Source organism: Candidatus Synechococcus calcipolaris G9 (assembly GCF_029582805.1).
Taxonomy (GTDB): domain Bacteria; phylum Cyanobacteriota; class Cyanobacteriia; order Thermosynechococcales; family Thermosynechococcaceae; genus Synechococcus_F; species Synechococcus_F calcipolaris.
In genome coordinates this window covers 86,711-102,031 of record NZ_JAKKUT010000008.1, presented here as the reverse complement: position 1 = coordinate 102,031, position 15,321 = coordinate 86,711, and the positions used below count along the sequence as shown (strand labels likewise).

11 protein-coding genes are annotated in these 15,321 nt (G+C 49.7%); 5 read left to right on the top strand and 6 right to left on the bottom strand.

Going from position 1 to position 15,321, the window contains the following annotated elements; all coding sequences use genetic code 11:
* Positions 1-226: 226 nt before the first annotated feature.
* From L3556_RS14820 to carB, 4 genes are all read right to left on the bottom strand, one after another.
* The gene (locus L3556_RS14820; RefSeq protein WP_277868112.1) at positions 227-667 is read right to left on the bottom strand and encodes a hypothetical protein; all 441 of its coding nucleotides are present in this window, start codon (positions 665-667) and stop codon (positions 227-229) included.
* Positions 668-683: 16 nt separating this feature from the next.
* The gene (locus L3556_RS14815; protein ID WP_277868111.1) at positions 684-1,493 is read right to left on the bottom strand and encodes an EcsC family protein; all 810 of its coding nucleotides are present in this window, start codon (positions 1,491-1,493) and stop codon (positions 684-686) included.
* A 36-nt stretch (positions 1,494-1,529) separates the two neighbouring features.
* Positions 1,530-2,741 (bottom strand): Fic family protein, encoded by a 1,212-nt coding sequence (locus L3556_RS14810; RefSeq protein ID WP_277868110.1) that lies wholly within the window; start codon positions 2,739-2,741, stop codon positions 1,530-1,532.
* Between the two features lie 203 nt (positions 2,742-2,944).
* Positions 2,945-6,241, bottom strand: coding sequence for a carbamoyl-phosphate synthase large subunit (carB, locus tag L3556_RS14805; protein WP_277868109.1), 3,297 nt, complete (start codon positions 6,239-6,241; stop codon positions 2,945-2,947).
* A gap of 247 nt (positions 6,242-6,488) precedes the next feature.
* Between carB and L3556_RS14800 the strand changes: the two genes are divergently transcribed.
* Both L3556_RS14800 and L3556_RS14795 read left to right on the top strand, forming a co-directional pair.
* Positions 6,489-7,028: a GIY-YIG nuclease family protein gene (locus L3556_RS14800; RefSeq protein WP_277868108.1), complete on the top strand. Its 540-nt coding sequence runs from the start codon at positions 6,489-6,491 to the stop codon at positions 7,026-7,028.
* Positions 7,029-7,042: 14 nt separating this feature from the next.
* A complete protein-coding gene (locus tag L3556_RS14795) occupies positions 7,043-7,924 on the top strand; it encodes a 3'(2'),5'-bisphosphate nucleotidase CysQ family protein (RefSeq protein ID WP_277868107.1) in 882 nt (293 codons plus the stop codon).
* Between the two features lie 71 nt (positions 7,925-7,995).
* Here L3556_RS14795 and L3556_RS14790 read toward each other — a convergent pair whose 3' ends face one another.
* Positions 7,996-8,841 carry an Rpn family recombination-promoting nuclease/putative transposase gene (locus L3556_RS14790; RefSeq protein ID WP_277868106.1) on the bottom strand — a complete coding sequence of 282 codons (846 nt, stop codon included), beginning with the start codon at positions 8,839-8,841 and terminating at the stop codon, positions 7,996-7,998.
* 181 nt (positions 8,842-9,022) lie between these two features.
* On the opposite strand from L3556_RS14790, the gene L3556_RS14785 reads away from it, so the two are divergent.
* Both L3556_RS14785 and truB read left to right on the top strand, forming a co-directional pair.
* Positions 9,023-10,546 carry a TolC family protein gene (locus L3556_RS14785; protein ID WP_277868105.1) on the top strand — a complete coding sequence of 508 codons (1,524 nt, stop codon included), beginning with the start codon at positions 9,023-9,025 and terminating at the stop codon, positions 10,544-10,546.
* Positions 10,546-11,469 (top strand): tRNA pseudouridine(55) synthase TruB, encoded by a 924-nt coding sequence (gene truB, locus L3556_RS14780; protein ID WP_338405763.1) that lies wholly within the window; start codon positions 10,546-10,548, stop codon positions 11,467-11,469. Before L3556_RS14785 ends, truB begins: the two co-directional genes overlap by 1 nt.
* 8 nt (positions 11,470-11,477) lie before the next feature.
* On the opposite strand, the gene L3556_RS14775 is transcribed toward truB, so the two are convergent.
* Positions 11,478-13,922, bottom strand: coding sequence for a 3'-5' exonuclease (locus L3556_RS14775; protein ID WP_277868104.1), 2,445 nt, complete (start codon positions 13,920-13,922; stop codon positions 11,478-11,480).
* A 136-nt stretch (positions 13,923-14,058) separates the two neighbouring features.
* Here L3556_RS14775 and L3556_RS14770 point away from each other — a divergent pair, with 136 nt between their 5' ends.
* Positions 14,059-15,306, top strand: coding sequence for a heparan-alpha-glucosaminide N-acetyltransferase domain-containing protein (locus L3556_RS14770; RefSeq protein WP_277868103.1), 1,248 nt, complete (start codon positions 14,059-14,061; stop codon positions 15,304-15,306).
* Positions 15,307-15,321 lie beyond the last annotated feature (15 nt).

Below are 15,321 nucleotides of genomic sequence, written 5' to 3'. Positions count from 1 at the left end.
GAAACGGATCATGACTTCAACTCCTGCTTAGTACACCAATGATTGAGAGATCGATAATCGAGGGGCTACGAGGGCTAGTCGCAGCATCCTAGATTTTTTAGGTCTAGAATACCTGTAGATGATAGCGTAGTTGAATTAGACTATGCTGAAAAATTAATTTTTGTTTAAGTTTTCCAAATCTTTGATAAATTTTGTGACAGTAGACAACAATACATTAGCTGTCATCTCAAGCACTAGGATAAAACCCGCAATTGATAAACATCCACCAGGCTAATCCATAGATTGCTAAAGCTACTGAGGGGGTAATAATACCCTTAAGTCGGGATCCGCTTGGGTTGAGTGCCACATAAATTGCCGTAACAAGCACCGATATGATCGCAAAGAATATCCCGCCAAGTATCGCAAAGGCGGCAATTGTCCGAGGACCAGAGATAAAGCGGTAAGCTTCCATGTCACCCACCCAATATTGCACGGGGCCGTAGGCACCAGGAACCTTGAAGGCAAAAGCGAAGACGATTGTTAAGCAAATCCACGAGCCGATGGCTAATGGAACTAAACCAAAGATGGCTCGAACGCGACTTTTGCAACCCAGAGCGTTTTGATCGAGAAACCAGCCGCTGAACACTATCAAGGCGGTTAAGACTGTTGAGAAAATTGTGACGACCACAGCAGCTAACTTGATTTCAGGCCTTTGGTGCTTGGGGATAGCGGTTCAGGAGCCAGCGCACTTGGAACATCCGCTGGGCGGTTTCACTGACATTGTAAATAAATTTTTCCTCGGCGATCGCCCCCAAGACGGAGCCAACGACGGGAATGATCGCCCCACTAAAATCTTCACTTAGGGTCATGATGATTTGCTCAAACATTGGTTCGGTCACCGATTCCTCTACGGTGGCGGTGGTGGTTTCTTCGAGTAAATGACTGAGGGCATGATCCGCCGATTCCTGTTCTAGGGCCAGGGTGGCGGAGATCGCCTGGCGACGGGCCTGGGGGGTGGGAGCTAAACTGGTGGCTAAAATTCCCCAATTGACATTTTCATTGATGTCACTGTCGGGGGCAAAGCCATAGCAGAGGCCAATTCGTTGAATGGTTTGCAAGGCCAAGAGTAATCCTAATCCCGTATCCGCTAGGGGGCCTAAGCCTTCGGCGAAGGAGTCAATGATGCCATCGATAACCGCCGTACCTTCAGCCATGAATGTTACTTTCTCTGCAAGGCGATCGCAGGTTTCCAGGGAGCCGTGGCGCAGGTCTGAGTAATCTTTCCCTGGGGCAAAGGGTTGAATCAACAGCCAATTTAAGTGCCAGTTTGCTGTGAGGCGATCGCAGGCTTGACGGAGCAGGATCAGGGGTTGATGGGGAATCAGGGACTCGATGGATGTTTCTAGGGGGGCAAGGGCCCCACTGATCACTTTTGTAAAATTCACATCTTGGTGATCGAGCCAGTCCTGAATTTTGCTGGTTTGGGTCTGCTCATAGTCTGTATATACTGTCAATTTTACCAAGATTTTATTACCGTTATCATACTAATTTTATTCGCCGTAGGCAATCTCTAGAATATCCGGCGCAAAGTAAATTTTTGGACGTGCTACGATGTCAGACTCTGAGAGAATATTTATATTGACTAGGCGTACTATATCTGCACGTGCAGTATTGTACTGTATTCCGCACATCTTGGCGAATTGAGAAACTGTTATAGCTGGTGATTCAAACAGATGCTCGATAAGGCGATTAAGCCGGATGTTTCCTCCAGCTTGTTTTAGCTGCTCCATATACTGGTTACGTAATTTAAGGAGTTTATCAAAGCGGCTCAGTGCATCTTTCGATTGTTCAATAGTTCCACGTAGACAAAAGGAAAGCCAATCCCTCCAGTTACCTTCCGTACTGACTTGAAATAAGAGGTTAATATATTCATCTTTATATTTATCGAAGAAAGCACTCAAATATAACCAAGGCTTACTAAGTTGGCATTGCTCATAGATCATCAGTGATAATAAAAGTCTACCTACTCGTCCATTACCATCAAGAAATGGGTGAATTGCTTCAAATTGATAATGCACCATGAAACACGAAACTAAAGGTTCAATACCCTTCTCCCTGTGAATATATTTTTCTAGAACGTCTAAACATGGCATTACTTCATTTGGCGGGGGCGGAATAAACCTTCTATCTGAACCAATATGAACTTGAGTGCGACGGAAATTACCTGGATCTCTTTGAAATCCACGAACTCCTGATAGAAGTGCTTGATGCATTGCTCGAATTAAGTTCAGGCTAAGAGGTCTTTGCTCCAAAAGACTCAACGCTAGCTCCAGCGATCTATTGTAGTTCCAAACCTCTTGCCAAGAATTTACTGGATCATTAGCTGATTTTGGCTCTCTCGGTTCAATTTCAAAGAGCAAAAGTTGTTGCGGTGTAGCATACGTGCCCTCCAAACTAGATGAACGCAACGCCTCTCGTCGCTGTAAGGGACGCAGTAGTAGGTTGTAATTTGGCATATATCTGCCTACTCCATCCAATCTTGCTAGCTCCTCTCGCGCCTGAACTAGCAAACCCCACAGATCGGTAGAAACTTCCCACTCATCTGGTAGTGGATCAGGGATGAACGCCCAATCTTTATGACCTTCTACTGAGATTTCCCAAAGTCTTCCAGGGGCACTGGTTGTAAAGATGCCCTTATCCATACTTATAATATTTGTCCTTAAATTGAAACTCAAACGATCCAATTTCAATTTAACGCTCATTTTTGAAATTTACAAGTACGAATTTTAATCTCATATCAAAAGATAGGCTAAATCGCTTCAATAGCAAAGGTTTCAGCTATTTTAGAGACAAGTAGTTTGCAGAGGATTGACATCAGTAAGGAGGTGTGAAGCTTGACTTGTGTGTACAAGGTAGCATTGATAGGGAGGTGTGGGGACACCTTTGTATCCCACCCTAGTCAAACCTAGGACAGATGGTAATCCTGGATAGTGCGGACATTCAAGGGGGCAGCCTGGAGGGCCGCGATCGCCGCTGCTGTGGCCTTGGCTCCGGCAATGGTTGTGACAATGGGAATTTTATAGGCTAGGGCCGATCGGCGAATGAGTTGGCCATCTAGCCGCGCTTCTTCCCCAAAGGGAGTATTCAGGATTAGGTGAATGCGCTCATTCTTGACCGCATCGAGGACATTGGGCCGCCCCTGGTGCAATTTCAAGATCAGTTCAATCTCCGCTAGACCCGCATCGATTAAGGCCTGGCGGGTTCCCTCCGTGGCCAAAATATGAAAACCAAGGGCCTGCAAGTCTTTAACAATGGGGATGATGGTTTGCTTATCCCGATCGCTCATGGAGACAAAAACCGTACCAGAGAGGGGGAGGCGTTGATGGGCCGAGAGTTGGGATTTGGCAAAGGCGGCCCCAAAGGAGGTGTCAATCCCCATGGCTTCGCCGGTGGAGCGCATTTCTGGCCCCAAGACCGTATCGGTTCCGGCAAATTTTTCAAAGGGGAGAACGGCTTCTTTTACAGAGATATAGCCGGGAATTTTCTCGACGGTAAAGTTTAATTCCTTCAGGGTTTTCCCGGACATCAAGCGGGCAGCAATTTTTGCCAGGGGAATCCCGATCGCCTTGGAGACAAAGGGAACGGTACGGGAGGCGCGGGGGTTGGCCTCTAAGATGTAGATCTGCTCTCCCTGGACGGCCAATTGTAAATTCATCAGACCAATGACGTTTAGGGCTTTCGCTAGGGCAATACTCCAGGCGCGAATGGTTTCTAAGGCAGCAGCGGAAAGGGATTGGGGCGGCAAACTACAGGCGGAGTCCCCAGAGTGAATCCCGGCTTGCTCAATGTGCTCCATCACCCCACCAATGACCACATTGCCTTCACCATCGGCGATCGCATCCACATCCACTTCAATGGCATTTTCCAGATATTTATCAATCAAAATGGGGTGATCCGGCTCTACTTGGACGGCGTAGGTCATGTAATGCTCAAGTTGACTGTCGGAGTAGACAATCTCCATGGCCCGTCCCCCTAAAACGTAGCTGGGACGCACCACGACGGGGTAACTAATCCGCTGGGCCACCGTCAGGGCCTCATTAAAACTACGGGCTAAGCCATTGGGGGGCTGGGGAATATCTAACTGGCGGAGAATCTTTTCAAACCGTTCCCGATCCTCGGCAATATCAATGGAGTCCGGGGAGGTTCCCCAAATCTTGGTAGGGGTGCGATCGCCCATCTGGGCTAGATACTCTTGCAGGGGAACGGCTAACTTCAGGGGAGTCTGACCGCCAAACTGGATAATAATCCCCTCCGGCTGCTCGACTTCAATAATGTTGAGAACATCTTCCTTGGTCAGGGGTTCAAAATACAGGCGATCGCTGGTGTCATAGTCCGTGGACACCGTTTCTGGGTTGGAATTGACCATTACCGTTTCATAGCCATCATCCCCCAGGGCATAGGAGGCGTGGCAGCAACAATAGTCAAATTCAATCCCCTGGCCAATCCGGTTGGGCCCCGAACCGAGAATCATCACCCGTGGCTTCGTGGCTGCTAAGACTTCCGTTTCCGGGGCTACGACCTCCACCTCTCCCGTGGCTAAATTGATTTGCTGGGTGGGCCGTTCGTAGGTGGAATAGTAATAGGGAGTATAGGCCTCAAATTCAGCGGCGCAGGTATCCACGGTTTTATAGACGGGAATCACCCCTAGGGACTGACGATGGGCCCGCACCTGATCCTCGCTGGTTTTAGTGGCAAAGGCAATCTGGCGATCGCTAAAGCCTTTTTGCTTGACCATCCACAGATCATCTGCGCTTAGGGCTTCCAGCTTTTGGCGTTTGAGGAATTTTTCAGTCTGTAACAGGTCTTCAAGGTGCCGTAAAAACCACGGATCAATGGCCGTCAACTCGAAAATATCCTCAACGGTCATACTCATCAGCAGGGCATGGCGCAGGGTTATGATCCGATCGGGATTGGGGGTACGTAAACTGGTGCGAATTTGTTCCAAACTGGGTAATTTCTCGGGGCGATCGCAACCCCAGCCAGCCCGGCCGGTTTCTAGGGAGCGTAATGCTTTTTGGAAGGATTCCTGGAAGGTGCGACCAATGGCCATGGCCTCGCCGACGGATTTCATTTGGGTTGTCAAGACCGGCTGGGCGCCGGGAAACTTTTCAAAGGCAAAACGGGGAATTTTAGTGACCACATAGTCAATGGTGGGTTCAAAACTGGCGGGGGTTTTTTGGGTAATATCGTTGGGAATTTCGGGCAAGGTATAGCCCACCGCTAACTTAGCCGCCATTTTGGCGATGGGAAAACCCGTGGCCTTGGAGGCGAGGGCAGAGGAACGGGAGACCCGGGGATTCATTTCAATCACAATCATGTCCCCAGTGTCCGGATTAACGGCAAACTGAATATTGGAACCGCCGGTTTCCACACCAATTTCCCGAATAATCTTGATGGAGGCATCCCGGAGCCGTTGGTACTCTTTGTCCGTTAGGGTTTGGGCCGGCGCAACCGTAATCGAGTCCCCCGTATGTACCCCCATCGGATCCAGATTTTCAATGGAGCAGATAATCACCACGTTATCCGCCAAATCCCGCATTACTTCCAGTTCATATTCTTTCCAGCCAATTAGGGATTGCTCTACTAAAATCTGGGACACGGGACTGGCATCTAGCCCAGAGGCCGCAATTTCTTCAAACTCCTCTTGGTTGTAGGCAATGCCGCCGCCGGTTCCCCCCAAGGTAAAGGCCGGACGAATAATTAGGGGATAGTAGCCAATCTCTTGGCCAATCTCCCGCGCTTCTTCAATGGTATTGGCCAACCCGGAGGGGCAGACCCCGACACCAATGCGCTCCATAGCTTCTTTGAACAGTTTCCGATCCTCTGCCATTTCGATGGCGGGCAGTTTTGCGCCAATTAACTCCACCCCGTATTTATCTAAAACGCCGGACTTGGCCAGAGTTACCGCTAGGTTGAGGGCAGTTTGTCCGCCCATGGTGGGCAAGAGGGCATCGGGACGTTCGGCAATAATGATTTTTTCAATAATCTCAGGGGTGAGGGGTTCGATATAGGTGCGATCTGCGGTTTCCGGATCCGTCATGATTGTAGCGGGATTGGAATTAATCAGAATGACTTCATAACCTTCCTCGCGCAGGGCTTTGCAGGCCTGAGTACCGGAATAATCAAACTCACAGGCTTGACCAATGACAATCGGGCCTGAGCCGATGAGGAGAATTTTTTTAAGATCACTGCGACGGGGCATAGAAACACCGGCCAAATTCAAATTATTGTCTTATCAATCCTACACTGGCTGTCCTCCTAAACAGTGTGACGAAGTTAGCTGAAATCTAGTTTTAGGATGATGTTCCTTCCTTTTGCGGCGATCGCCCTAGCTAGAATCAGTCATCAATCTATTGGTGATCGGTTAACGATTGCCTGCAACCATGGGGCATACTGGGAAGGGTAGAGGAATTTGCCCCGTTCGTCCGCCTGTCAAAATTGTCAAAATCATGACCCCAGCCCTTAAGTTACTTCCCCTGTCGGATTTAGACTTTCTTCCCTTTTTGGATGCAGAGGGATACGTCCAACCAGCATTGATGGGTAAGGTGGGAGCCTATGCCATCTTTAATCAAGACCAGAAACTAGAATATATTGGCTATTCCCGTGATGTGCATTTGAGTTTGAAGCAGCACTTAGTCCGCCGTCCCGATCATTGTTACTGGATCAAGTCCCAATGTATTGAACGCCCCGATCGCACCCTTTTGGAGCAAATTCGCCAACATTGGATTACCGAAGCGGGGATGCCTGCGGGGAATGAGGGCGATCGCTCCCTGTGGGAACAGGCCATTGATATTCGTCCCTTCCTCAGTCAGGATGAGCAGGAGGCCTACAATAATTTAGATGAATTGGCCCAACAGAAATTCCTGAAGCAAGCCGCCCGCCGCCGTGAAGCCGAAATCTTTGATCACCTAGCCCGGCGATCGGTACAGGAACCTCTCCGCTTTAATCCAAAGCTCAAGGACTCGGGCCTGCTGGACTTGAAAACCTAGAAGAAAACCTAAAAATGACTTCTCCCGATCTTGATTCAATCCTTTCTTCGGCTCAGGTTCTGCAAATCAATCAACTGATGCGGCAAGCGGGGCAGCGGGCCAGGGAACTGGCTCAACAGCCCTTTGATGTGATTGAAAAGGGTCGCCAAGATTTTGCCACCAGTATCGATCGCCTCCTAGATCGGCAACTGAGTCAAAAATTTCGGGACTGGTTTCCCAGTGATGGCATTATCAGTGAGGAAAATGCCGATTCAACCGCTGCCTTTAGTCTCTCTCACCAACGCTTTTGGCTCATTGATCCCCTCGATGGCACCGATGATCTCATCCATCACAAGGAAGGCTACTCCGTCATGGTGGGACTGCTCCAGGATCACGTTCCCATTGCCGGTTGGATCTATAACCCCGCCAAGGATCATCTCTTCTACGGCGGCAAGGATTGGGGTCTATTTCAGGTGATGGCGGCAACACCGACGGTTCCTCTTGTTCCCCAGCGTCCAGCCCCTCCCTCGGCAGACTTTTGCCCGATCATGATTGGCCAGAAAGATTTTGACACCTATGGATCGGTCTTTAGCCAGTTGTTGCCGGAAGCTCAATTTTATTTTTTAGGTAGTTTTGGTCTCAAGGTGATTGAAGTCATTTTAGGTCGGGCGGGCCTTTACATTTACTTGAATCAGCGGGTCAAACTCTGGGATACCACGGCTCCCCTGGCCTTGGCTAAGGCGGCAGGATTAGTCTGCTGTGATCTGGAGGGTCATCCCCTAGAATTCGATCAAGCCGCACTGTTGGCTCCCAGTCTCACCCATCGTCAACCGATTATTGTTGGCTGGCCCGATTATATCCAGTCCCTACAGCCCCGCTTGGTTGAGGCGATCGCCCAGGTTAAACTAGATATTTAGCCATCTCGTCAAAAATTACAAAATTCATAACGCTAAGCGGAACCACCCTATGAAATAGATGAAATAGGGTTCTAGCCGTCGAGCCGGGAGCCTAGCCACATTTCTAGGTCATGGAGGTGTTGAAAATCTAACAGGTCTTCCCCCAAGGATTCCAACTCGTTGAGGGATAGAGCATTGATTTGGGTCACAAATGTATTAGGGATGGGCCCCACTCGACGGGTGAGTTGACGCAGGATAAGCGTACAGGCTTCCTCCCGTTGTCCCTCTTGTCGTCCTTCTTGCCGTCCTTTGCGTTCCCCTTCCTGAAGAATCTCTTGATAAATTACTGATTCCCGCATCATTCCCTCCCGAAAAATGCTTTGAATAAGCTCCTTACTGTACTGTAACCCAGCCAATAGTTGAACGACGGTACTCAGTTCTTTTCGAGTCTGCTCAGATTCAATTTGATTAATTTGATTCGCCACGGCTTGCAAAAGGGCGCTTTCGTTGTCTGTTTTTCCAAGAACTGCAAAGGGTAATAGGGCAGGAATCTGAAAAAATTGGTTGGGGTCTTCTTCCCAGAGTTTAACCACCCGATAGCGATGAATAGTGCTTGGCAACTCGAACACATCGGGCACATGCACCCTTGTCCGTCTTAGCAAGATCAAAACTTGAACAATTTCACAGTGATAGGTGCGATATAGTCTGAGCCAATAGTCCAGCATCCGCAGAGGCAATGTCGGTTCTGGCTCTACCTGAAATTCCAAATGGAGAATACAGTTTTGGGTTTGTACCAATGTCACGGAATCGGCGCGGATCGGTTCTAAGTTCAGTTCGGTTTTCAGGATGGATACATCTTCCGAGAAATCATTCAGGAGCCACTGGGTAAAGGCGGTGGGATATTTTTCGGCTAGGTATTTGCACAGATTATCTCGCATTTTCCTATTTTAGGGACATCATTGCCCCTCTGCTGGCTCTCCATATTGTGACCCAAAAGGATTATTCACCAAAAAGAATTAGGTTATACTGACCTTTGGAATTGGCATGGAGCGAGTTATCACTAAACTTCTCCCTATAAGGAATGATTGGTTCGTGTGGTTTCAGGAGTAGAGATGGTGTATGGCTAGTTTGACTTGGCTGCGACAATGTGCTCTCGGGCTTGGTGTCCTAACTCTTCCTTGGGCGATCGCCCCCGAACTGCTGGCCCAATCTACCCCCAATCCTCCCAGTACCGCCAGCGATTTAATTCCCTTCAATCCCAATCCAGACCCGTTATATTTACCGACTCAGCCGGAACAGGTCGAGATTGATCTCGATCAACCCATTACCCTCAATCAAGCCCTAGAATTAGCGCGGCGCAATAATCGCTCACTTCAGGTGACTGAACAGCAACTACAACAAAGTCGAGCAACCCTCCGCCAATCCCAGGCCGCCCTCTACCCCAGCATTTCCTTTCAGTCCTCTTTGGGGCGTTCCGATTCTGCCGCCGCCAGACTGCAAAATGCCCAGATCCAACAAAACCGACGGAATCAGGCATCGATGGCTGGGGGTGCTATGCAACCAACCACATTAAACTTTAGTAGTGTTTCCAATACCTGGAATTCCAATGTTCAAGTGGGGTATAACGTTTTTACCTCTGGTCAGCGGCCCGGCAGTATTCGCGCTGCCCAAGAGCAGGTTCGGAATGCGGAATTAGACCTACAACGGCAATGGGAACAACTGCGTCAAGATGTCACCGATGACTACTACAACATTCAACAGGCCGATGCCCTTGTGCGGATTGGCCAGGCGGCGGTGGAAAATTCCCAAATTAGTCTACGGGATGCCGTTGCCCGGGAACGGGCCGGCTTGGGAACCCTCTTTGATGTGTTGACCTCTGAGGTTCAGTTAGCCAATAACCAACAGCAATTGGTGCAGTCCGAAAGTCAATTACAGATTGCCCGTCGTCAGTTAGCCCAAACCCTGAGCCTTAATGACCGGGCCAATTTATCTGCGGCGGATCCCATTCAAGTGGTGGGGGACTGGACCCTTTCCCTGAATGATAGTATCGCCCTTGCTTTTCGGAATCGAGTGGAATTGGAACAGCAATTGACCCAGCGAAATGTGGCTCTCCAGCAGCGGCGAGTGGCTCTGGGCAACCTAGGTCCTCAATTATCCGTGGGCGGAACCTTTAATACCACCGATGAACTCACGGATAGTTTGGCTCCCCAGTGGGGCTATTCTGTCAGTGGTCAGATGAATTTAACGATTTTTGATGGGGGTGTGTCCCGGGCCAGTGCGGCCCAACAGGAGGCATCAGCGGCGATCGCCGAGACTCAGTTTGCCTCATTCAAAAACCTGATTCGCTTCCAAGTGGAACAATCCTACTTCACCCTCAAATCTAGCCAAGAAAATATTAGTACGAACCAAGCGGCGGTGAATGCTGCTACGGAGGGATTACGGCTAGCCCGACTGCGATTTCAAGCAGGGGTTGGCACCCAGCAGGAAGTGAGTAATGCAGAAACCTCTCTGATTCAGGCCCAGAGTAATTTACTGAGTGCGGTGATTGACTACAACCGGGCAATTTCTGCCCTACAACGGTTTGTCAGTGGTTTACCCCTAAATCCTGAGCCAGCCAGTACGGCCCCAACCATTGGTGAATAATGCTCGGTTTTTTGAACCTGGCAAAACCCATGGGGTTAACCTCCCATGATTGTGTGGCCCAACTACGGCGAAGGCTCAAAATCAAGCGAATCGGCCATGGGGGAACCCTAGATCCAATGGCGACGGGGGTTTTACCCATTGCCCTGGGGCCGGCGACTCGCCTGTTACCCTACTTACCCCCAGAGAAAGCCTATATTGGCCGGATCCGTTTTGGACTTTCAACGGATACGGATGATGTGACGGGACACATTCTTAATCAACAGTCCAGTGACCACCTCACCTTGACGCAGATTCAGGCCCTATTGCCCCAATTTATGGGTCATCTATCTCAAATTCCCCCCGCCTATAGTGCGGTGCAAATAGAGGGGAAGCGACTCTATCACCTTGCCCGCCAAGGCCAACGGATAGATGTACCCCCGCGACAGGTTGAAATTTATGATCTGAAGATTTTGGACTGGCAGCCGGGCCCCAACCCGGAATTAACCCTGGAGATCGCCTGTGGGCCCGGAACCTATATTCGTTCCTTGGCACGGGATTTAGGGGCCCTTCTCGGGGTTGGCGGAACCTTAGCCGCCCTAGAGCGTACCCTCAGTTGTGGTTTTAGCCTATCCAAGAGCACGCCTCTAGAAGCCGTTATCATAGACCATCTGCCTTTAATCTCACCCATTGCCGCCTTGGCCCATTTACCCCACATTCCAATTGGGGGGTTGCAAATTCAAGATTGGTATCAGGGGCGATCGCTGACGCTGAGCGATTCCCAGAATCAGCCATTAAATAATATTGCTTCCCTACCCCCCCTCCCCCTTGATCAGGATTCCCAACCCTGTCTGATCAGTCGCCAACCAGAGGGGCATTGCTTGGGCCTAGGTATTCTGAAAGACTCTGTTCTCTTGCCTAAAATTGTTTTTCCCGATGCCAACTAAATAAAACGCTACACCGCCAACAGGCCCGCCTCAATTAGTACATCCATAAACCCACTACGAGAGCGTAAACTACCCCGATCATCCTGTTCATGGGTTGAGAGAAATAACTGTTTTTGGGCCCGGGTTAGCCCGACATAAAAGAGGCGTTTTTCTTCCTCCAGTAAACCCTCTTGATGGCTACGGCCGTTGGGAAATTCCCCATCCACCAGACCCGCCAAAAATACAGTATCAAATTCCAGTCCCTTGGATTGATGAACGGTGATAATGGGAACCCGCGCCTCGATCGCCGCTAGATGATCAATATTTTTCATCAGGGAGGTGTATTCCATCATCTCCCGCAGGGCCGTATGGGGGTGGAGATGGGGTTGGTCGCGATCGCCAAAGAGGTGAATTAACTGTTGCAGGCTCTCTGTGCCGTCTCCTTTATTTTCGTAATGGGCATACAGACCCGATTCCTCCAGGATTTGGATCAGCAACTCCTGGGGCCGTAAAACATCACTAGCCTGTTGCCAATTACTTAGTTGTTGGGCAAACCCATAGAAGTGGGGTTGATAGGTTTGGATCAGGTGTCGTCGTTCTTGACAGCCGGATTTAGCCCGTTGAATTAGTAAACCAAAGAGTTCAGCGGTGGTGCGCACATCAGCATCGGCGCGGTGGGTGGGAGTACTTTCTAGCTGGAAATGGGTGGCTAGGGTTCCTAATTTGTAGTTCTCCACATTCCGCACAAACCGATGGGCCAAATTGAGGGTATCTCCCCAGCGATTGATCTCTAGCTCAAGACCAACTCGGCGGGCATGGGCCGCCACCATTTTGACATCAAAGCCAAGATTATGGCCAATCCAAAGGCCCCGTTGGGCAAATCGGGCAAAATCCCGAAACACTTCCTTGGGGGGACGACCATTGATCCGCAGAAATTCATCACTGTAGCCATGGACCTGCTCCGTCTCCGCCACGGGTTTATTATTTTGGACATAGCGTTGAAAGGGTAGGGTAAATTGACCCTGATCAAAGCGGGAGGCCGCCAGTTCAATGACCTCATCATCCACAACGGAAAAGCCGGTGGTTTCCACATCAAAAACAATGACTGTTCCCTGCTCCCAGTCCTCAATCAAAGCCCCTAGGGGATCCCCATCCTTCAGGGCCGTAAGATTCACGAGATCCGTCAGCCACAGGCCGCAAATACGTCCTTGCTGTTCAATGGTTTGCAGTATCTTGGGTTCAATATTCGGGAGGAGTTGGGGCAAAACCCGCCGCAGGGCATTGCTATCAAAGGGATTGAGCAAAATTCGCAGTAATGCCAGGGCATCCTTAATGGCGGGCTGCTGAAAAAACTCCAGTTGGTCACTGGTAATACAGGGAATGCCCAATTGTTCAAGATAGCTACTTAACTGTTTAATCCGCCAATTGGTACGGGCTAAAACCGCGACCCGCTGATAACTAAAATTGGCTTGGGTTTGGGCCAGGGCTTTAATCTGCTCACTAATCCACTCGGCTTCGGCTTGGGGGGTGGGGGCACTATGGGCGCAAATGGGTTCACCCAGGGGGCAGGTGGGGGCGGGTTCAATCTGGGTATGGCGATCGCTAAAGGAATGGGCAAAGGTATCGGCGGCCTGCAAAAGGCTCTGGGTAGAGCGATAGTTCCAAACAAGGGAATAACGAGTGGGCTGAAACTCCTGCTCAAATTTTTGCAGAACCTGCTCTGGCTCTGACCCCCGCCAGGAAAAAATCGTTTGATCTAGGTCGCCAATAAGCATTAAATTGCCATGGTTGCGGGCCAGGTGGGCAACAATTTCGTACTCACTTAAGTGGGTATCCTGCACCTCATCCACTTGAATAAAGTGAAAGCGATCGCCCCAGCGTTCCGCAATATCCCTATCTGTAAACAGTTGTTGACCGTAGTAGACCAAATCCGCAAAATCCACTGCCTGACGGACTTGCAGGGCCCGTTGATAGCGAAGGGCATGGATTGCATGTTCATCCCCTAGCAGGGCAAAAATTTCCGGCAAAGATGCACCACTCCCCAAATGATGCTGACTTTTGCAGTTCATAATTTGCTGGGTCATGTCCCACGCTTGGCGATCGCCCTGAAGGTTAAAAATCTCCTTAATGAGTTCAAAGGAATCGTAATCATCATAAATCGTGAAATTTGCCGCCAAGCCCAAGGCCGCACCGTCCTGGCGCAGCATGGCCACACACAGGCCATGGAAGGTTTTAATTGTGAGTTGGCGGGCAAGGGAACCATCGATCTGGGCAATCCGTTGACGCATTTCCTGGGCCGCCCGATTTGTAAAGGTGAGACACAATATCTCCCTGGCTTCAATCCCAGCCTCGATCGCCCGGAGAATTCGTTGGGTTAAAATTCCCGTTTTTCCAGTTCCGGCAGGGGCTAAAACTAATAGGGCCCCATGGATATGCTGGGCGATCGCCCGTTGCTCAGGGTTAATATCCATCATCTTGTTTCTATCATCTGTTTTTATCAAAAATATCCAATAACCGTTTAATCAGGGTCTAGATTAACGTATCTTTAATCCCAGGGACGTTAGGGCCTTTACCAAGAATCAAGTATTTATCATTTATGGCTAATCCACTATGGCTCATTCACCAGAATCTCAAGTAAAAGATGCAAAATCTTCTCAACGGGTCAACTGTGTGGATGTCATGCGGGGCTTGGCCTTACTGGGCATGGTCTTATGTCACTACCCAATTTTTCTCTCCAGTGGTGAGGAGGGCGATCGTGCCCTATATTTTGTCTCCAATCATTTATTGGGGGACTTCCCCGCATCTTGGTTTGTATTTTTAGTGGGGGTAAGTGTCGTCCTCTCTAGCCAAAAACGTGAAATCTCCGTCTATGATGTGCGTCGCTATCTGACGCGAGGGGGCGTTCTATTTGCCTATGGCTTGCTCTTTTTGTTTTTGGTGCAGGGCCCTGAAAATCTCTGGATTTGGGATATTCTCACCTTTATTGCAGCGGCAACGATTGTTTTGGGGTTTTGCCGTCCCCTGCCCTCCTGGGCAATTATCGCCCTGGCAGCGGTGATTTGGCTTGTGACTCCCCAAGTGCGATCGCTCACGCCCATTGCCCCCTTCTATGGCGGTGAATTTTTGCCCGTGGATTGGATTTCCGACTACTTCCCCAATGTCCTATTCGATCCGGCCAGCGACTATGAACCGACGGGAAAAGCCGTTGATATCTTTGTGGGGTTTCTCTATGGGGCACAATTTCCCCTTTTCCCCTGGATTACCTTTCCCCTAGTGGGTTTGGTGGTGGGTCGCCGTCTGGTGGGTGGTTTCATGGCCAAAGATACGCCGATGTTGCTCGGTTTGGGGACTCTCTTTGCGGTGGCTGGCTTGGGCAAAGCCTTCTGGGCAGCCAATAATCCCCCCCACGATGTTGTCGGTGGATACCTGACCCCCCTCTCGTTTTATCCCCTGTCCTTTAGTATGAATACGCTACTTTTGGGAATCATCCTCCTTGTTTTTACCGGCTTGTGGCATCTCTACGATTCGCGGCCCCTGGAGTCGAAATTTTTACGGGGGTCTTTAGCCTATTTGCGCCAGTTGAGTCGCTACTCCCTCACTATTTATATTAGCCATTTTGCCCTCTTTTTTATTCCTTTGCGATTGATTGACTATTTCACCGGAAATGATTACCTTTACGACTTAATGAGTACGGGGTTAGCCTTAGGATTAGCCATCGTTTTGATGGCCCTTTACTATCCCGTACTGGTGCAGTGGGACAAAATCAAGGGCAAATTTAGCTTTGAATGGTTTTTAGCCTCCACCGTTGCATTGTTGATGGGCAAACCCATGCAAAAAACAGCCTCTAACAACCGATAAATCACACCAAACGCT